Annotated in this window: 13 protein-coding genes; 8 read left to right on the top strand and 5 right to left on the bottom strand. The window is 70.1% G+C overall.

Going from position 1 to position 18984, the window contains the following annotated elements; all coding sequences use genetic code 11:
* Window positions 1-28 precede the first annotated feature (28 nt).
* Both BLV01_RS23200 and BLV01_RS23195 read right to left on the bottom strand, forming a co-directional pair.
* Window positions 29-1357 (bottom strand): dicarboxylate/amino acid:cation symporter, encoded by a 1329-nt coding sequence (locus BLV01_RS23200; protein WP_091805836.1) that lies wholly within the window; start codon window positions 1355-1357, stop codon window positions 29-31.
* 52 nt (window positions 1358-1409) lie between these two features.
* Window positions 1410-2738, bottom strand: a complete 1329-nt coding sequence (locus tag BLV01_RS23195; RefSeq protein ID WP_254782746.1) for an MFS transporter — start codon at window positions 2736-2738, stop codon at window positions 1410-1412.
* Between the two features lie 339 nt (window positions 2739-3077).
* Between BLV01_RS23195 and BLV01_RS23190 the strand changes: the two genes are divergently transcribed.
* Both BLV01_RS23190 and BLV01_RS23185 read left to right on the top strand, forming a co-directional pair.
* On the top strand, window positions 3078-5423 hold the full coding sequence (locus tag BLV01_RS23190; protein ID WP_091805829.1) for a TonB-dependent receptor: 2346 nt from the start codon (window positions 3078-3080) through the stop codon (window positions 5421-5423).
* A 190-nt stretch (window positions 5424-5613) separates the two neighbouring features.
* Entirely contained in the window at window positions 5614-5997 is a 384-nt protein-coding gene (locus BLV01_RS23185) for a VOC family protein (protein WP_091805826.1), read from the top strand.
* A 30-nt stretch (window positions 5998-6027) separates the two neighbouring features.
* Here BLV01_RS23185 and BLV01_RS23180 read toward each other — a convergent pair whose 3' ends face one another.
* Complete coding sequence (locus BLV01_RS23180; RefSeq protein WP_091805823.1) at window positions 6028-6732, bottom strand: Crp/Fnr family transcriptional regulator; 705 nt, start codon at window positions 6730-6732, stop codon at window positions 6028-6030.
* 319 nt (window positions 6733-7051) lie between these two features.
* On the opposite strand from BLV01_RS23180, the gene BLV01_RS23175 reads away from it, so the two are divergent.
* Entirely contained in the window at window positions 7052-7942 is an 891-nt protein-coding gene (locus BLV01_RS23175; protein ID WP_091805820.1) for a bile acid:sodium symporter family protein, read from the top strand.
* A 147-nt stretch (window positions 7943-8089) separates the two neighbouring features.
* On the opposite strand, the gene BLV01_RS23170 is transcribed toward BLV01_RS23175, so the two are convergent.
* Window positions 8090-8971, bottom strand: a complete 882-nt coding sequence (locus tag BLV01_RS23170) for a PhzF family phenazine biosynthesis protein (RefSeq protein WP_091805817.1) — start codon at window positions 8969-8971, stop codon at window positions 8090-8092.
* A gap of 337 nt (window positions 8972-9308) precedes the next feature.
* On the opposite strand from BLV01_RS23170, the gene BLV01_RS23165 reads away from it, so the two are divergent.
* From BLV01_RS23165 to BLV01_RS23150, 4 genes are all read left to right on the top strand, one after another.
* Entirely contained in the window at window positions 9309-11909 is a 2601-nt protein-coding gene (locus BLV01_RS23165; RefSeq protein WP_091805905.1) for a bifunctional aspartate kinase/diaminopimelate decarboxylase, read from the top strand.
* A 67-nt stretch (window positions 11910-11976) separates the two neighbouring features.
* Window positions 11977-13335 (top strand): UDP-N-acetyl-alpha-D-muramoyl-L-alanyl-L-glutamate epimerase, encoded by a 1359-nt coding sequence (murL, locus tag BLV01_RS23160; protein ID WP_091805814.1) that lies wholly within the window; start codon window positions 11977-11979, stop codon window positions 13333-13335.
* Window positions 13316-14728, top strand: a complete 1413-nt coding sequence (gene murD / locus BLV01_RS23155; protein WP_091805811.1) for a UDP-N-acetylmuramoyl-L-alanine--D-glutamate ligase — start codon at window positions 13316-13318, stop codon at window positions 14726-14728. Before murL ends, murD begins: the two co-directional genes overlap by 20 nt.
* A 240-nt stretch (window positions 14729-14968) precedes the next feature.
* Window positions 14969-15769, top strand: a complete 801-nt coding sequence (locus BLV01_RS23150; RefSeq protein WP_091805808.1) for a dienelactone hydrolase family protein — start codon at window positions 14969-14971, stop codon at window positions 15767-15769.
* A gap of 346 nt (window positions 15770-16115) precedes the next feature.
* Here BLV01_RS23150 and BLV01_RS23145 read toward each other — a convergent pair whose 3' ends face one another.
* Entirely contained in the window at window positions 16116-17114 is a 999-nt protein-coding gene (locus BLV01_RS23145) for a polyprenyl synthetase family protein (protein ID WP_091805806.1), read from the bottom strand.
* An 818-nt stretch (window positions 17115-17932) separates the two neighbouring features.
* On the opposite strand from BLV01_RS23145, the gene BLV01_RS23140 reads away from it, so the two are divergent.
* On the top strand, window positions 17933-18984 hold a 1052-nt coding region (locus BLV01_RS23140), incomplete at its 3' end, for a DUF11 domain-containing protein (protein ID WP_139179122.1).

Genomic DNA, 18984 nt, shown 5'->3' with positions numbered 1-18984 from the left:
CGGGCGCGGGCGATGCGCCCGCGGCGGGTCAGGCCTTCTCGCCCAGCGGACCGTGATGGTCGGAAGGCAGGTCGGCGTCGAGCTCGGTCGCGCTCGGCGGATTGAGCAGTTCGCGGTTGAGCTGGTCGCGATCCAGTTCGTTCTCCCAGCGCGCCACCACCACCGTGGCCACGCCGTTGCCGATGATGTTGGTCAGCGCGCGCGCCTCGCTCATGAAGCGGTCGATGCCCAGGATCAGCGCCAGCCCCGCGACCGGCACCGCCGGCACCACGTGCAGGGTCGCGGCCAGGGTGATGAAGCCGGCGCCGGTGACGCCGGAGGCGCCCTTGGAGGTCAGCATCGCCACCGCCAGCAGGGTGATTTCCTGGGTCAGGGTGAGTTCCACGCCGAGCGCCTGGGCGACGAAGATCGCCGCCATGGTCAGGTAGATGTTGGTGCCGTCGAGGTTGAACGAGTAACCGCTGGGCACGACCAGGCCGACCACCGGCTTGGAGCAGCCCAGCCGTTCGAGCTTGCGCATCAGCGGCACCAGCGCCGATTCCGACGAGGACGTGCCCAGCACCAGCAGCAGTTCGTCGCGGATGTAGTAGATGAAGCGGACGATGCTGAAGCCGGTGAAGCGCGCGATCAGGCCCAGCACGACCAGCACGAACAGCGCGCAGGTCAGGTAGAAGCTGCCCATCAGCTTCATCAGCGGGCCGAGCGCGCCGACGCCGAATTCGCCGATGGTGAAGGCCATCGCCGCGCCGGCGCCGATCGGGGCCAGCTTCATGATCATGCTCATGATCCCGAAGAACGCCTTCGACAGCGGCTCCAGCAGGTCCATGACCTTCTCGCCGGCCTTGCCCATGTGCAGCAGCGAGAAACCGAACAGCACCGCCAGCAGCAGCACCTGCAGCAGGCTGCCGTCGCCGGTGAAGGCGTCGGTGAAGGTCTTGGGGATGATGTGCAGCAGGAAGTCGACCGTGCTCTGCTGCTCGGCCTTGTGCGCGTAGTCGGTGGCCTTGGCCACCAGCGCCGGGTCGAGCTTGGCCGGGTCGGCGTTGAAGCCGGCGCCGGGCTTGAGCGTGTTGACCACCACCAGGCCGATCACCAGGGCGATGGTGGAGACGACCTCGAAGTACAGGATCGCCTTGACCCCCACGCGCCCGACCTTCTTGACGTCGGCGACGCCGGCGATGCCCAGCACCACGGTCAGGAAGATGATCGGGCCGATCAGCATCTTGATCAGGGCGATGAAGCCGTCGCCCAGCGGCTTGAGCTTGACCCCGAAATCGGGGAAGAAATGCCCGATCAGGCCGCCGAGGATGATCGCGCCGACCACCCAGAGGTAGAAGTAGGAGCCGGATTTTTTCATGAGGGGCACCGGGCGTTGAGAGTGAGCGAACAGGGGCGGTCGGCGCGCGCGGTCAGTCGCGGTCGATGGCGGAATGCTTGCGGGTGTCGGGCATCAGCGCGTAGACCAGCAGCGAGCACAAGATGCAGGCGCTGACGTACCAGAAGAAGCCGGTTTCCATGCCGATCTTCTTGAACCACAGCGCCACCGGCTCGGCGGTGCCGCCGAACAGGGCGACGGTCAGCGCGTAGGGCAGGCCGACGCCGAGCGCGCGGACTTCCACCGGGAACAGTTCGGCCTTCACCACCGCGTTGATCGCGGTGTAGCCGCTGACCGCGGCGAGCAGGATCATGATCAGCCAGAACGCTTCCATCGGCGTCTGCGCGCCGCGGATCCAGTGCATCACCGGCACGGTGAGGATCGTGCCGAGCACGCCGAAGGCGATCAGGATCGGGCGCCGGCCGATGCGGTCCGACAGCGCGCCGACCAGCGGCTGCAGCAGCATGTAGACGAACAAGGTGCCGGCGTTGATCAACGACGCGGTTTCCTTGTCGAAGCCGGCGCTGATGGTCAGGAACTTCAGCATGTAGTTGGTGTAGGTGTAGAACGCCAGCGTGCCGCCCATGGTCAGGCCGACCACGGTCAGCACCGCGCGCGGGTGCCGCATCAGCGTGCGCAGCGAGCCTTCGCGCCTGGCCGGCGCGTCGCTGTTCTTGAGCTTGGTGAACGATTCGGTTTCCTGCATATTGCGGCGCAGGTACAGCGCGGTGATCGCGGCGATCGCGCCGATCCCGAACGGGATGCGCCAGCCCCAATTCCTGAGCTGTTCTTCGGTCAGCACGAACTGCTGCAGCACGATCAGCACCAGCAGCGCCAGCAACTGGCCCAGGATCAGGGTCACGTACAGGAAGCTCGACCAGAAGCCGCGGTTCTCGCGCGAGGACATCTCGCTGAGATACGTCGCCGAGCTGCCGTATTCGCCGCCGACGCTCAGGCCCTGCATCAGCCGCGCGGCCACCAGCAGGATCGGCGCGAACACGCCGATGGTGCCGTAGCCCGGGGTGAAGGTGATGATCAGCGAGCCGGCGCACATCAGCAGCACCGACAGCATCAGCGCGGCGCGGCGGCCGTGGCGGTCGGCGTAGCGGCCGAACACCCAGCCGCCGAGCGGGCGCATCAGGAAACCCACGGCGAAGATCGCGCCGGCGTTGAGCGCCTGCGAGATGCGGTCGCCGGAGGGGAAGAACACGTGGGCGAAGTAGAGCGAAAACGCGCTGTAGACATACCAGTCGTAGTACTCGACCAGGTTGCCGACCGAGCCGGAGAAGATCGATTTCAGGCGCTGGCCCGGGGTCATGCTCGGGGCCGCGGCCGGGGCTTCGGTGGAAGTAATGGCGCTCACATCGGCTCCTGTTGCGAAGATCGTGGGTGGGAGCGCGGTCCGTGCGTCGCATCGGCGACGGCGCGCAAGGGCGTCCCCAGACCCGGCGCCGATGGTGGGCGGCGGCAGGGGGAGGGCCAATAGCACCTTAGGGTTAGGGGCCGGCGCGGGCACGCCGCGCTGCCGCGAAACTGTCGATTCGCGCCGCAAAAACGCCCTCGCGCGGCGCCCGGCGGCGGATAGCCAATTGGTCTTAGCCCGGCGCGAGGGCGCCTGCGCGCGCGCCCGGCCGCCATCAGCGCGTCATCTGCATTGCCCATGCTTGCGCGGATTTTTGCCCCGCTCCCCCGGAGATCCGCAATGAAGCCGTACCCCTGCACCTTCGCCGCGCTCGCGCTGGCGATCGCCGCCGCCCTGGCCGCCGCGCCCGTTCATGCCGCCGACGCCGCCGCCAACGGCGCCGACGCCGCGGCCGCCGGCGAGGCCCGCGACGCCACCACCCTCGACGCGGTCTCGGTCATCGGCCTGGGCGAAACCCGCCAGGTGCAGCGGGTCAAGCTGGCCGACATCGAGAAGACCGTCGCCGGCACCAGCCCGCAGAAGATCCTCAACAAGCTGCCGGGCATCTCGGTGCAGTCCAACGACGCCTACGGCGCCAACGAGGAATCGCAGACCATCAGCCTGCGCGGCTTCAACCAGCGCCTGCTCGGCTACACCCTCGACGGCATCCCGCTGGGCGACAACAGCTACGGCAACTACAACGGCCTGGGCATCAGCCGCGCGCTGATCGGCGAGAACCTCGCCGGCGCCGAACTGGCCGCGGGCATCGGCTCGCTCGGCACCGCCTCGACCAGCAACCTCGGCGGCACCTTGCAGTATTTCTCGGCCGACCCGGAGGCCGAATTCGGCCTGCGCGTGGCCCAGACCTTCGGCAGCGACAGCACCCGCCGCACCTACGCGCGCCTGGACACCGGCGAGCACGGCGGCTTCTCGATGTACCTGTCCGGCTCGTTGCTCAGCGCCGACATGTGGTCGCGCCCGCACGACAACCAGGACCAGAGCCAGGTCAACCTCAAGGCCGTGTACAACTTCGGCGACGGCAACCGCCTCAGCGCGTTCGTCTCCAGCGCCGAAACCAGCCAGGCCAACTACGCGTATCTGTCCAAGGCGTTGCTCGCGCGCGGCGCGGATTGGGACTGGAACCTGTACAAGCCCGACTGGCAGCGCGCGCTCAACGCCGCCTATTGCGCGCCCAAGCCGTGGCCGGCGAACAAGGCCGGCGACCGCCGCTGCAAGTTCGAATCGCCGGCGGCGACCATCGACGACGCCTACTACGCCAGCCGCGCGCTGCGCACCGACCGCCTGGCCGCGCTGGCCGGCGAGTTCAACCTCGGCGAAGGCCTGCGCCTGAACGCGCAGACCTATTACCACGACGACCGCGGCCAGGGCCATTGGTGGTCGCCGGGCAACTGGTCGTACCCGAACACGGCCAAGGAAATCCCGATCTCGATCCGCAGCACCAACTACGGCATCAACCGCTACGGCGCGATGGCCTCGTTGGATTGGGAAGTCGGCATCCACCGCATCCAGGGCGGGTTCTGGTACGAGAGCAACCACCACGACGTGCAGCGCAACTTCTACTTCATCGAAGGGCCGATCGACGACGACCGCTTCCTCAACGATCCCGACCGCCGCCTGTTCTTCCAGAAGTACCGCATCAACACCCGCCAGGCCTACCTGCAGGACACCATGAGCCTGCTCGACGGCCGCCTGACCGTGGACGTCGGCGCCAAGAGCACCCAGGTCGACATGCGCGCGACCCAGGTCCCGTCGAAGATGATGGAAGTGCCCAACGCGAGCGGCCGCCTGGAGACCAAGGACAGCTTCCTGCCGCAGCTGGGCGTGGGCTACAAGCTCGGCGAAGGCCGCGAACTGTTCGCCGCCTATACCGAGAACGTCGCCGCGTTCGTCGGCGGCGGCGCCGGCGGCCCGCTGGCGATCGGCCAGGCCGCGTTCGACGCGCAGAAGGCCGACCTCAAGCCGGAAGAGTCGCAGACCCTGGAGGCCGGTTATCGCCAGGTCGGCGAGACCTACCAGGCCTCGCTCAGCGTATACAAGGTGCGCTTCGACAACCGCCTGCTCTCGCTGAACCCGTGCTCGAGCATCGAAGCCGGCACCCGTCCGGAGTGCATCACCAAGTTCTTCAACGTCGGTTCGGTCGACAGCTACGGCAGCGAGCTGGTCTTCATCTGGAAGCCGCTCGACGGGCTGCAGTGGTACAACGCGCTGTCGTGGAACAAGTCGACCTACGAGGACAACTACGTCGACGGCGGCAAGACCGTGCCGACCAGCGGCAAGCGCGTGGTCGACGTGCCCGACACCATGTTCTCCAGCGAAGTCAGCTACAGCCGCGGCCCGTGGCTGGCCAGCGTCAGCGGCAAGTACACCGGCAAGCGCTACTACACCTATCTCAACGACAACGGCTTCGGCGGCTACACCACCTTCGACGCGGCCGTGCGCTACACCTTCGATGCGATGGGCCCGCTGCGGCAGTGGTCGGTCTCGCTCAACGCCAGCAACCTCACCGACAAGCGCACCGCGAGCAACCTGACCGCGTTCAGCGCGTCCGACCCGCAGGGCAAGACCTACGCCTTCCACGCCAACGCGCCGCGGCAGTTGTTCCTGACCCTCGACGCGCGCTTCTGAGGATCGTGCGGCCGCCGGACCGTTCCGGCGGCCGCGAGGCCCGACTGTAGGAGCGGCGCGAGCCGCGACCGCGACAACGCGACGACTGCGAAGGTTTCGGCGCAGTTGCGTTGTCGCGGTCGCGGCTCGCGCCGCTCCTACACGGGGCGGCTGCTAAGCTGCGCCGGTCTCACTCGTGCGCGGCGAATCCATGTTCCATCACCTCTCCCTCGGCGTGCGCGATCTCGCCCGCGCCGGCGCGTTCTACGATGCGGTTCTCGGCGCGCTCGGCTACCGCCGGGTGTTCGACGGCGACGAATCCATCGGCTACGGGCTCATCGACAACCAGGATCTGCTGTTGTTGAACCTCACGCCCGCCGCCGCCGCGCCCGGCGACGGTTCCCATCTCGCTTTCGCCGCCGCCTCGCGCGCCGCAGTGGATGCGTTCCACCGCGACGGGCTCGCCGGCGGCGGCCGCGACAACGGCGCGCCCGGCCCGCGCCCGGACTACGGGCCGCACTACTACGCGTGTTTCCTGATCGATCCCGACGGACACCGGGTCGAAGCCGTCGTCGACCTGCCGGCGTCGAGCTAAACCGCCGGCGCAAGCGATGCGCCGCGCCGCTCAGCGCGCGTCGCGTGCCGCGTCCTGCGCCAGCGCGCGTTCCAGCGCCGGCGCATCGCGCACCACCACGTGCCGGTAGCGCAGCGCGATCCAGCCGCGCTGCTCCCAGGCCTTGAGCTGCTTGCTCACGCTCTGGCGGGTCGCGCCGAGCATGTTGGCGAGGTCGTCCTGCGGCAGCGGCAGGTCGATCAGGCGGCCTTCCTCGCGCTCGACCCCGTACACCCGCGCCAGTTCCAGCAGGCGCTTGCCCAGGCGCGCGGCCAGCGGCAGGGTCAGCGCGTCCTCGACGTAGTCCAGCGCCGTGCGCAGCTTGCGGCACAGCAGCCGGGTGAAGCCGCGGTACAACTCCGGGTGCTGCTCCAGCAGCGCCAGGAAGCGGGTGCGCGGCAGCAGCAGGATCTCGCTGTCGCCGACCGCGCGCGCGTCCTGCGGCCGCGGTTCGCCGTCGAACATCGACACCTCGCCGAACCAACTGCCGGGCTCGAACTGCACGATCAGCATCTCGCGTCCGCCCGCGGTCGGCACGCTCAGGCGGATGCGCCCGGACACCACGCCGTACAGCCCCTCGGCCGCGTCGCCGCGCGCGTACAGCAGCTCGCCGTCGCGCAGGCGCCGGCGCACCGACATCGCCTGCAGGTGCGCGACCAACTCGGGCGAGAGGTCGCGCAGCCAGGGATCGGCGGGCAGGGCGGCGGGCTCGGTCATGCGGATAGGGCGGCGTCTGCGGCGGCGGGCGGGTTCGGGCGATTGTGGCGCAGGCCGCGGCCGGTGTCCGCTCGTTCGGGCGCGGCCACGCGGCAGCGGCTAGGATCGAGCGGGATCGACGCGAGGTCGGCGGATCGGGCGGTTCGAACCGCTGGGCCGCAACGGCGCGAGTCGATCCGGCCCGCCCCGGCGGTTGCGGCCGGCTGGAACCGCGGCGCGCCGCACACAATCGCGCCACGCCGGACCGCACCGTGGCCAACGAGGACGCGCCGGCCCGCTTCTGCGGACCGCGTCCGCGCCACCCAACAAGGAGAGCTCCGTGCAGGACAGCGTACTGCTCAAGATCGGCCTGCCGCTGGCGATCGCCATCATCATGTGCGGCATCGGCCTGACCCTGCGCGGCGAGGACTTCCGCCAGATCCTGCGGCGGCCGCGGCCGGTCGCGGTCGGCCTGGTCGGCCATTACCTGCTGCTGCCGTTGCTCGGCTTCGCCACGGCCTGGCTGGTGGTCCGCGCCGGCGGGCCCGGCGCGGTGGAGTTCGCGGTCGGCTTCGTGCTGGTCGCCGCCTGCCCCAGCGGCAGCAGCTCCAACGCGCTGACCTACCTGGCCCGCGGCAACGTCGCCCTGGCGGTGACCTTGACCGTGATCAGCGCGCTGGCGACCTTCCTCAGCGTGCCGTTGCTGGTCGACCTGGCGCTGCACTGGTTCGGCGGCGAGACCCGCGGCATCCGCCTGCCGTTCGGCCAGACCGTGCTGCACCTGGCCGCGCTGGTGCTGGCGCCGGTACTGTCCGGCATGGCCCTGCGCCGGTTCGCGCCGGCGTTCGCGCTGCGGGTGGAACCGTGGGTCAGCCGCTTCGCGCTCGGCTTGCTGCTGGTGTTGATCGTGGCGATCTGCATCACCCAGCGCGACGTGCTGGCGCGCAGCCTGGGCGAACTCGGCCCGGCGGCGCTGGCGATGGGCGCGGCGGCGATCGGCGGCGGCTTCCTGCTCGGCCGGCTCGCCCGGCTCGGCCTGCGCGATGCGATCACCGTCGGCATGGAAGTGGGCGTGCAGAACAGCACCCTGGCGATCGTGATCGCGCTGACCCTGCTGCAGTCGCCGGCGATCGCGGTGCCGGCGGCGGTGTATGGCCTGCTGATGTACCTGCCTGCGTTCGTCGCGGCGTGGCTGGGGCGGCGCGCGGTGGCGCGGGCCGAAGGCGCTTGAGCGAAATCCGCGATCGCGGCGTGGGTTATGCAGCGCGGGCCGCTTCGATGCGCACGGTCGGGATGCGCGCCTGCGCGGCGCGCCCGGTCGATACGCGGCCGTCGCAAGCGGGCGGCGCATGTCCGCGCCGCCCGTCGCGCAGTGCGCTCAACGCCAGTCGATCTGCCCGCGCACCACGTTGCTGACCCGCCCGCCCGACCAGACCTCGCCGTCGGCGTCCACGCGCAACTGCAGGCGCGCGTCGAAGCCGACTTCGCGGCCCTGGCTGACGGTGTAGCGGCCGTCGCGGCCGGGCAGGGCGTCGTTGTGCTTGAGCCAGGCGGCCAGGGTGGCGTTGGCGGCGCCGGAGGCGGCGTCCTCGAACTGCGCCGGCGCGCCGACGAAGGCGCGCACCACCAGGTCGTAGTCCTGGCCCGCATCGGCGCGCGCGAACGCGCACAGGCCCATCGTTTCGGTGCTTTCGGCCAAACTGCCGATCGCCGCCCAATCCGGTTGGGCGGCGCGCAGCGCGGCTTCGTCGCGCAGTTCGGCCAGCCACCAGCGGCGGCCGCCGTCCATCAGCGCCGGCGGCAGCGCGCCCAGCGGCAGATCGCGCAAAGCCGCGCTCAGGCGCGGATCGTCGGCGCGGGCGGTCTCGACCACGCGCGCGCGCGGCGTGCGCACCGCGATCGTGCGCGCGTCGCCTTCGCCGGACACCGCCAGCGGCAGCAAGCCGGCCACGCCTTCCTGCACCAGCACGCCGTCGACCGGCGCGGCCAGGCCGGCCTCCAGCACCACGCAGGCGGTGCCGACGCTGGGGTGGCCGGCGAAGGGCACTTCGCGGCGCGGGCTGAACATGCGGATGCGGTAGCTGGCGCCGGGTTGGGTCGGGGCGAACACGAAGGTGGTCTCCGGCAGCCGGGTCCAGCGGGCGATGGCCTGCATGGCGGCATCGTCGAGGCCTTCGGCGTCCAGGACCACGGCCAGCGGATTGCCGGCGCCGGGGCGGTCGGCGAAGACGTCCAGTTGCAGATAGCGGCGTTGCGTCATTTCCAGGGGAGTTCCGTAAGGCCCGTGCAGGTGGCGTACAAGGGCGGGGCCAGGGCGGGAGGAGCGGCGGGGCAGCGTGCGTTTCGACAGCGTGGCGAAAGACTTGCGGGCCGGGCGTTCGGCGACGGTCGGGTTGGACTAGAATCGCGGGTTCGTGCCCGGCTGCCGGGCCGGCGCTGATGCGACACGGGCGCCGGCTGCAAGGCGCGTAATTCTAGGCACGCCAGACCCGCAAGTGTGGAATCCCGCCGCGCCCGTTCATCGGCCGCTGCGGGCGGATCGACCTGCCCCGGCCGCGTGCCGGGCCCATCAAGTGGAATCGACGACCGAGGAAGACGTGGAGACGCAACAGACAGGCTGGGTGGTGCTCAAGTTCGGCGGTACTTCGGTATCCCGCCGCAACCGTTGGGACACGATCGGACGCCTGGCTGGGAAACGTCTGCGCGAAGACGGCCGCCGCGTGCTGGTGGTGGTCTCCGCGCTGTCGGGCGTCACCAACGAGTTGCAGGCCATCGCCTACGCGCCGGCCGGCGACGACGGCGGCCTGGCCGCGCGCTTCGCCGGATTGGTCGAGCGCCACCGCACGTTCTGCGCCGAACTCGGCCTGGATCCCGACCGCGTGCTCGGCGAGCGCCTGGCGAGGTTGGTTGCGCTGGAAACCGATCCGCGCGCGGCCCGCCGCGCGCTGGACTGGCAGGCCGAAGTGCTGGGCCAGGGCGAGCTGCTGTCGTCGACCCTGGGCGCGGCCTACCTGCGCTCGCAGGGCCTGGACTTCGGTTGGTGCGACGCGCGCGAGTGGCTCGACGCGGTCTCGCTGCCTAACGCCAGCGAGTGGGCGCAGCGCCTGTCGGTGAACTGCCGCCACCACGCCGAGCCGGGCTTCCTCGAGCGCTTCAGCGCGCAGCCGACGCAAATGCTGTTGACCCAGGGCTTCATCGCCCGCCACGGCGACGGCGGCACCGCGATCCTCGGCCGCGGTGGTTCCGACACCTCCGCCGCCTACTTCGGCGCGCTGCTGAAGGCGCAGCGGGTCGAAATCTGGACCGACGTGCCCGGCATGTTCAGCGCCAACCCGCGCGAAGTCCCCGAGGCGCGCCTGCTGGCGCGGCTGGACTACGCCGAGGCGCAGGAAATCGCTACCACCGGCGCCAAGGTCCTGCACCCGCGCTCGATCGCGCCGTGCCGCGACGCCGGCGTGCCGATGGCGATCCTCGACACCGAGCGCTTCGACCTGCCCGGCACCCGCATCGACGCCAGCGCCGCCACGGTGCCGGGCGTGAAAGCGATCAGCCGCCGCAACGGCATCGTGCTGGTGTCGATGGAAAGCATCGGCATGTGGCAGCAGGTCGGCTTCCTCGCCGACGTGTTCGAGCGCTTCAAGCGCCACGGTCTGTCGATCGACCTGATCGGCTCGTCGGAAACCAACGTCACCGTGTCGCTGGACCCGAGCGAGAACCTGGTCAACAGCAACGTGCTCGAAGCGCTGTCGGCGGACCTGGCCGAGGTATGCCGGGTCAAGGTGATCGCGCCGTGCGCGGCGATCACCCTGGTCGGCCGCGGCATGCGCTCGCTGCTGCACCGGCTGTCCGACATCTGGGCCGCGTTCGGGCGCGAGCGCGTGCACCTGATCTCGCAGTCGTCCAACGACTTGAACCTGACTTTCGTCATCGACGAAGCCGACGCCGACGGCCTGCTGCCGCACCTGCACCACGAACTGATCCGCAGCGGCGCGATGCCGGTGCGCGACGACAGCGTGTTCGGCCCGAGCTGGCGCGAGATCGCCGACGGCAAGCCGCAACGCGCCGCGCCGTGGTGGCAGGCGCAGCGTGCGCGCCTGCTGGCGATGGCCGCCGCCGGCACCCCGCGCTACGTCTACGACCTGGCCACGGTGCGCGAACGCGCCCGCGCGCTGATCGGCACCGCCGCGGTCGACCGCTGCTTCTACGCGATGAAGGCCAACTCGCACCCGGCGGTGCTGCGCGCGATCGTCGGCGAAGGCTTCGGCCTGGAATGCGTGTCGCTGGCCGAGATCGAGCGGGTATTCCAGGCGATCCCGCACATGGCGCCCGAGCGGGTGCTGTTCACCCCGAGCTTCGCCCCGCGCCACGAGTACGAGGCGGCGCTCAAGCGCGGAGTGATCGTCACCCTCGACAACGTCGAGGCGCTCAAGCGCTGGCCCGAGACGTTCCGCGGCCGCACCCTGTGGCTGCGCCTGGACCTGGGCCACGGCGAAGGCCACCACGAGAAAGTCCGCACCGGCGGCGTCGCGGCCAAGTTCGGCCTGCCGCTGGCGCGCTTCGACGCCTTCGTCGACGAGGCGCGCAAGCTCGGCGCGCGCATCAGCGGCCTGCACGCGCATCTGGGCAGCGGCATCGACGATCCGCAGCACTGGCGCGGCGTCTACGCCAGCCTGGCCGGGCTGGCCGACAGCGTCGGCACGATCGAGACCATCGACATCGGCGGCGGCCTGCCGGTGGCGTATACGCCGGAAGCGCGCGAGTTCGACCTCAACGCCTGGCGCGCCGGCCTGGACGAGATCAAGGCCGCGTATCCGCGCTATGGCCTGATCGTCGAGCCGGGCCGCTACCTGGTCGCCGAGAGCGGCGTGCTGCTGCTGTCGGTCACCCAGGTGGTGGAGAAGGACGGGGTGCGCCGGATCGGCTGCGACGCCGGCATGAACGCGCTGATGCGCCCGGCGATGTACGAGGCCTACCACGGCATCCACAACCTCGGCCGCTCCGACGATACCGACACCGCCGCCTTCGACGTGGTCGGCCCGGTGTGCGAGAGCAGCGACGTGCTCGGCCGCGCGCGCCTGCTGCCCAGGGCGACCGAGGAAGGCGACACGATCCTGGTCGCCGACGCCGGCGCCTACGGCATGGCCATGGCCAACAGCTACAACCTGCGCGCGCTGCCGGTCGAGGAGGTGCTCGGATGAGCGCTTGCGCGACCCTGGGCACCGCGATTGCGCGGCGCGCGACCGTTTCGATTTCGAGAGTGAACCTGTGAGCGATCAATTCCAGCGCGACGCCGTGCGCGCCTTCCGATTCGTGCGCTGCGGCCTGGACGCGGCGACCGGCGTGGCCGAACTGGTCTACGCCTTCGACGACGGCCCGGAGCTGGTCGAGACCGTCGTCGTGCCCGGCGCGCCGTTCGCGCTCGACGGCGCGCGCGCGCAGGCGGTCGAACGCATGCTGCGGCTGCTGCACCTGATCGCCGGCGTGAGCTACTACAAGGCGGCGGTGCCGGAGGCGATCCGCATCGATTCGTACGCCATCGACGCCGACACCGCGGCGCTGCTGGAGCTGATCTACGTCAACGGCCTGGGCGAGTTCGCTTACCGCAACGGCCTGAACCTGCACGGCAAGATCGAGTTTCCGGCGCAGGCCGCCGCCGATCCGGCGGCGCCGTCGCTGGGCCTGCGCGAACACGCGCTGGTCGCCATCGGCGGCGGCAAAGACTCGCTGGTCAGCATCGAGGCCCTGCGCGCGCTCGGCATCGAGCAGACCGTCACCTGGATCGGCGGCTCGCAGCTGATCGCCGCCTGCGCCCAGCGCACCGGCCTGGCCACGCTCAACCTCGGCCGCGCATTGGCGCCGCAGTTGTTCGAGTACAACCGCCAGGGCGCGTACAACGGCCACATCCCGGTGACCGTGGTGAACTCGGCGATCATGGCCCTGGCCGCGCTGCTGCGCGGCGTCGACCAGGTGGTGTTCTCCAACGAGCGCTCGGCCAGCTACGGCAGCATGATCGAGGGCACCGGCGAGGTGAACCACCAGTGGTCGAAGGGCTGGGCCTGCGAGCAGGCGTTCGGCGACTACCTGCAGACGCACGTGGCCGCGGACCTGCGCTACTACTCGCTGCTGCGGCCGTTGAGCGAACTGGCGGTGGCGCGGCAGTTCGCGCGCGGGGATCGCTACGACGCGCATTTCAGCAGCTGCAACCGCAATTTCCACATCCTCGGCGAGCGGCCGGCGAGCCGCTGGTGCGGCGTCTGCCCGAAATGCCACTTCGTGTTCCTGGCGCTGGCGCCGTTCATGACCAAGCCTCGTCTGGTCTCGATCTTCGGCCGCAACCTGCTCGACGATCCGGCCCAGACCGACGGCTTCGACGCGCTGCTGGAATACCGCAACCACAAGCCGTTCGAATGCGTCGGCGAAGGCCGCGAATCGCGCGCGGCGATGGCGGCGCTGGCCGAGCGCGCCGAATGGCGCGAGGACGCGTTGGTCGAGCGCTTCGCGCGCGAGATCCGGCCGCAGCTGTCGGGCGAGGAGCTGCGGATCGAGCCGCTGCTGGCGCTGGAAGGCGAGCACCGCGTGCCGCCGGCGCTGTGGGAGCGACTGCGTGCGTATTTCGCAGCTTGACGCAAAGCGCGTCGCGCTGTGGGGCTGGGGGCGCGAAGGCCGCGCCGCCTACCACGCGATCCGCGCGCGCTTGCCGCAGCTCGAACTGACCCTGTTCTGTTCGCCCGATGAGGCCGCCGACGCGCGCGGCCTCCACGATGCGCGCCTGATCGTCGAAACCGCAGCCACGGCCGAGCGCCTGGGCGGGTTCGAGTGGATCGTCAAGTCGCCCGGCATCAGCCCGTACCGCGCCGAAGCCGTGGCCGCGGCGGAGCAGGGCGCGCGTTTCATCGGCGGCACCGCGCTGTGGTTCGGCGAGCATGCCGCCGCGCGCGCCGGCGGCCGCACGCTGTGCGTCACCGGCACCAAGGGCAAGAGCACCACGACCTCGCTGCTGGCGCACCTGCTGCGCGCCGGCGGCCACCGCACCGCGCTGGCCGGCAACATCGGCCTGCCGCTGCTGGAGGCGCTGGACGCGTTGGAATCGCCGCAGCCGCCCGAGTTCTGGGCGATCGAGCTGTCGAGCTACCAGACCGGCGACGTCGCCCTCGGCGGCGCGCGGCCGGACGTGGCGGTGGCGCTGAACCTCTATCCCGAACACCTGGACTGGCACGGCTCGCAGGCGCGCTACGTCGAAGACAAGCTGCGCCTGCTGACCCAGGCGCGGCCGCGCATCGCGGTGCTCAACGCCGCCGATCCGGCGCTGGCGGCGCTGTCGCTGCCCGACAGCGAGATCCGCTGGTTCGGCGACCCGGCCGGCTGGCATTTGCGCGGCGATGCGCTGTGGCGCGGCGAGCGCGAAATCATGGACACCGCGGCGCTGCCGCTGCCGGGCCGGCACAACCGCGGCAATCTGTGCGCGGTGCTGACCGCGATCGAGGCGCTCGGCCTCGACGCCGTCGCCCTGGCGCCGGCCGCGGCGAGCTTCAAGCCGCTGCCGAACCGGCTGCAGCCGATCGGCGAGCGCGACGGCGTCGCCTACGTCAACGATTCGATCAGCACCACGCCGCATGCGACGCTGGCGGCGCTGGATTGCTATGCCGGCCAGCGCATCGCGCTGCTGGTCGGCGGCCACGACCGCGGCATCGACTGGCAGGGTTTCTCCGAAGCGATGCGCACGCGCGCACCGCTGGCGATCGTCACGATGGGCGAGAACGGCCCGCGCATCCACCGCCTGCTCGAAGCCGTGGCGGGCGAGGGCGGTTTCGCCCTGAGCGTGGCGCGCGACCTCGCCGACGCCATGCAGCAGGCCCGCGACGCGCTCGGCGCGCAGGGCGGCGTGGTGTTGCTGTCGCCGGGCGCGCCGAGCTTCGGCCCGTATCGCGACTACGTCGCCCGCGGCCGTCATTTCGCCGAACTGGCGGGGTTCGATCCCGACACGATCAGCGCGATCGCGGGCATCGGCATCGCTTAGTCCGGCGCTCGTCGGGGAAGACCGCAGCCCGAGGCTCTCCGCTTTCGTGGGAGGGCCTTCAGGCCCGACGCCTTCCGCTCGGATCGCCGCAATCCGAAACGACCGCGTCGGGCCTGAAGGCTCTCCCACAAAAGCCCGCGTCATCGGCTTGCATCGAATCGGCCCGCGGCCGCCATCGTCACGCCCATGGCCCGGCAAGCGCGCTAGTCTGCGCCGACCGCCCAACCCCGGAGCCCCGCCATGCGCCGTCCCGTCGCCGTCCTGCTGCTCGCCCTGTGCGCCTCGCCCGCTTTCGCCGCGATCAAGTCCCGGCCGGTGGAATGGAGGATCGGCGAGGAAGCGTTCAGCGGCGTGCTGGTCTACGACGATGTCAACGCGATCAAGCGGCCGGGCCTGGTGCTGGTGCCCAACTGGATGGGCGTGACGGACAACGCGATCAAGCGCGCCGGCGAGATCGCCGGCGACGACTACGTGGTGCTGGTCGCCGACATGTACGGCAAGGACGTGCGGCCGAAGAACAAGGACGAGGCCAAGGCCGCGGTCGGCAAGGTCTATGCCGACGGCGGCGTGACCATGCGCAAGCGCGCGACCGCGGCGTTGGCGGCGCTCAAGGCGCAGGACAAGACCGCGCCGCTGGATGCGTCGCGGATCGGCGCGCTGGGCTTCTGCTTCGGCGGCTCCAGCGTGCTGGAACTGGCGCGCACCGGCGTCAACCTCGCCGGCGTCGCCAGCTTCCACGGCGGGCTCAAGGCGCACCTGCCGGGCAACGGGGTCAAGATCAACACCCCGGTGCTGGTGCTCAACGGCGCCGCCGACAAGTCGGTGCCGAACGAGGACATCGTCGCCTTCGAGCAGGAAATGGACGAAGGCGGCGCCGACTGGCAGCTGATCAACTACAGCGGCGCGCGGCATTGCTTCGCCGAATCGGAGAACGCGGGCAACCCGCCGGAAGACAACTGCCGCTTTGATGCGCGCGCGGCCAAGCGCTCGTTCGCGGCGATGCGCGCGTTCTTCGCCGAGCGCTTCGGCGCGCGCGATTGAAGCCCCGACGTAGCTTCGCGATCTGCCTGTAGCAGCGGCGCGACCCGCGACCGCGACAACGCAACTACGCCGTAACCATCGCAGCCTCGCGTAGCGGCGCAAGCGCCCCCGATACCAACGCAGCTTGGCGATCTGCCTGTAGGAGCGGCGCGAGCCGCGACCGCGACAACGCAACTACGATGAAACTGGCGCGGTGGTTGCGTTGTCGCGGTCGCGGCTCGCGCCGCTCCTACAGGTAGCGGTCGCGACAACGCGGCGATAAAACGAATCGGGGCCGAAACGCCCTGCCGCTCAGCGGCAAACGTTCCAGCCCCGATGTCTGCGCAGACACACCCGCGCGCAATCCTCAGTGATCGCGGCTCACCGCATACCGCGCCAACCCGCGCAGCGCCGCCACGTAGTCGTTGTCTTCCAAGCCATCCAGCGCCGCCTCGGCCGCGTCGGCGTAGTCCTGCGCGCGCTGGCGGCTGTAGGCCAGGCCGCCGGTGGCGTGGATCGCCGCCAGCACCTGCGGCATCGCATCGCTGTCGCCGTGCTCCACCGCCGCGCGCAGGCGCGCGCGCACCGCGTCCTCGCTGTGGGCGATGGCGTGGATCAGCGGCAGGGTGGCCTTGCCCTCGGCGAGATCGTCGCCGAGGTTCTTGCCCAGGGTCTGCGCGTCGGAGGCGTAGTCGAGCACGTCGTCGGCGATCTGGAAGGCGTAGCCCAGGGCCATGCCGTAGTCGTGCAGGCGCTGCTGCACGGCGGCGTCGCGGCCGGCCAGCAGCGCGCCCAGGCGGGTCGCGGCGGCGAACAGCACCGCGGTCTTGCGCTCGATCACGCGCAGATAGGCCGGCTCGTCGGTGTCGGGGTTGCGCACGTGCAGCAGCTGCAGCACCTCGCCCTCGGCGATGCGGTTGGTGGTGTCGGCGAGGATCTGCATCACCTCCAGCCGCTCCAGCTCCACCATCAGCTGGAAGCTGCGCGAGTACAGGAAGTCGCCGACCAGCACGCTGGCGGCGTTGCCCCAGACCGCGTTGGCGGTCTTGCGGCCGCGGCGCAGGTCGGATTCGTCGACCACGTCGTCGTGCAGCAGGGTGGCGGTGTGGATGAATTCGATGACCGCGGCGAGCTGGTGCGCCTGCGGGCCGCGGTGGCCGAGCGCGCCGGCCGCCAGCAGCAACAGCATCGGCCGCAGGCGCTTGCCGCCGGCGCCGACGATGTACTCGGCGACCTGGTTGATCAGCACCACGTCCGAGGCCAGCCGGCGCCGGATCAGGGCGTCGACGGCGCCCATGTCGTCGCGGGCCAGGGACTGGATGTTCGCCAGGTCGGGGACTGACAGGGTCGTAGCGCTGGAGGGCATGGGGCGGTCGGATCGAAGAAACGCGAATTATAGGGCCTGGGCGCAAACCATCTCAGTCCGCCGCGAATGCCGGGCGGACGGCCCGGCGCACGCCGAAGTGGCGTCCATGACTGAACGCGCTGAACCGAAAATCGCGTTTAAGCGGCTTTTTCCCCGCGTTTAGTGATTATTTGAGATGTAAGTCGCATGTGAATTTCACATCTCTTCTGCGCTAAGACGGCTAATTTTTGACACGAAAACGCACTTTTAGTTCGTGGTCCGTTGGTCGCAGGTAAGTCCGGGCGGTTCGGCGCGCCTGCAGGAATGTGGGGCAAAAAACGTCGCTTCGCGTCACTTTTTGCCCCATGAGGACGCGATTTGTGCTTTGCCCATCGCATTTTTATTGTGATCTTCATTGAAGCAACAATGTGATGGATGGCACACTATTTGCGGTCTTGTCCTGTAAGGCAGTACGAATCACGTATTGGCGATAGGGGTTCCACTCCAGGCACGGAAAAGGCGCACTAGCGACAGCGCCAAGGCGTACCGGGTGTGGGAGCAAGGGGGGGCACGTCATGGCGTGTCATTGGCTGAGCACCGATATCCCAGGGGATGTCGCTGGTCCATCCGCCCATAGGGCGGCTTCTTTCTGCTCGTCGTGCAGTGGCCCGAACTGGGCATGCGCCGGGCGGTTCCCGCCGTAACCAAAAAGCGACAGCCAGGCAGTAGCGGCTGCAGCGCCGACGCACGCGTCCGGTGGCTGCGGCAGGCACCGCCCAGCTGGCTCCGAAGCGCGCGCGCAGTCCAGGCGCAGCGAGCGCGGAGCCGAGCGTCGCGGCTTGAACGCGATCGCGTTCGCCGCAGCGCCCGCCGCCGCACCGCACGACCCGCAATACCAAGGCAAACCCGCAGTAAGCACGTCGACCAGCCGCAAGACGCGCGCAGGCCACCGCCCTCCGGCGGATGCCCGCGCGTCCCGGCGCTTACCGAACTCCTGTTTGGGCTACCGTATGAAAATCGCCAACTTCCTCATCCCGTCCAGCCCGTCGCCGCGTCCGCGCGACCCCGATGCTGGCCCGCGCAAGACTCGCACCGGGATGAGGATGTGGTTCGCCGCAGCGTTGGCCCTGGCCGGCCTGCCTGCGTTCGCGCAGAACTTCCCGACGACGTTGAGCAACACCGCGACCATCGCGCCGCCGAACAACGTGACCAACGTCGATACGCAGTGCACGCGCAACGGCGGCGTGTTCGATCCGGGGACGGGGCGCTGTTCGGCGACCGACAACAACACGCTGGCGGCGGTGGCCGACCTGGTGTTGACCAAGACCAACGGCGGCAACGGCGTGACCGCGGGCGGCACTACCGTCTATACGGTCGTGCTGACCAACAACGGCCCGAGCGCGGCCAACGGCACGGTGATCCGCGATCCGGCCGCGGCCGGTCTGAGCAAGACCAGCGTGACCTGCCTGGCAACGGGCAATGCGGTGTGTCCGGCGGTCACCGTCGCCAACTTCGAAAGCGGGTTGACGATCGCCACGCTGCCGTCCGGCGGCACCCTGACCTTCACGGTCAACGCCAATGTCACCGCGACCAGCGGTTCGGTGAGCAACTCGGTCACCGCGACCCTGCCGCCGAACACCACCGACCCGACCCCGACCGGCACGGTCACCGACACCGACCCGGTCATTCCGGTGGCGGATCTGACGCTGACCAAGAGCAACGGCGTCAACACGGTCAAGGCCGGCGACCCGACCACGTACACGATTGAGCTGAGCAATGCCGGCCCGAGCGCGGCTGACGGCTCGGTGGTGCGCGATCCGGCCGCGGCCGGTCTGAACAAGACCAGCGTGACCTGTCTGGCGAGCGGCGCTGCCGTGTGTCCGACGGTGAC

Source organism: Lysobacter sp. yr284, from assembly GCF_900107375.1.
Lineage (GTDB): Bacteria > Pseudomonadota > Gammaproteobacteria > Xanthomonadales > Xanthomonadaceae > Lysobacter.
This window is presented reverse-complemented; position numbering and strand designations above follow the sequence as displayed.

What these genes read in the sequence shown, in the direction of transcription:
- BLV01_RS23200 (WP_091805836.1), bottom strand. Translation starts at nt 1,357, where the DNA reads ATGAAAAAATCCGGCTCCTACTTCTACCTCTGGGTGGTCGGCGCGATC.
- BLV01_RS23190 (WP_091805829.1), top strand. Translation starts at nt 3,078, where the DNA reads ATGAAGCCGTACCCCTGCACCTTCGCCGCGCTCGCGCTGGCGATCGCC.
- BLV01_RS23185 (WP_091805826.1), top strand. Translation starts at nt 5,614, where the DNA reads ATGTTCCATCACCTCTCCCTCGGCGTGCGCGATCTCGCCCGCGCCGGC.
- BLV01_RS23180 (WP_091805823.1), bottom strand. Translation starts at nt 6,732, where the DNA reads ATGACCGAGCCCGCCGCCCTGCCCGCCGATCCCTGGCTGCGCGACCTC.
- BLV01_RS23170 (WP_091805817.1), bottom strand. Translation starts at nt 8,971, where the DNA reads ATGACGCAACGCCGCTATCTGCAACTGGACGTCTTCGCCGACCGCCCC.
- BLV01_RS23150 (WP_091805808.1), top strand. Translation starts at nt 14,969, where the DNA reads ATGCGCCGTCCCGTCGCCGTCCTGCTGCTCGCCCTGTGCGCCTCGCCC.
- BLV01_RS23145 (WP_091805806.1), bottom strand. Translation starts at nt 17,114, where the DNA reads ATGCCCTCCAGCGCTACGACCCTGTCAGTCCCCGACCTGGCGAACATC.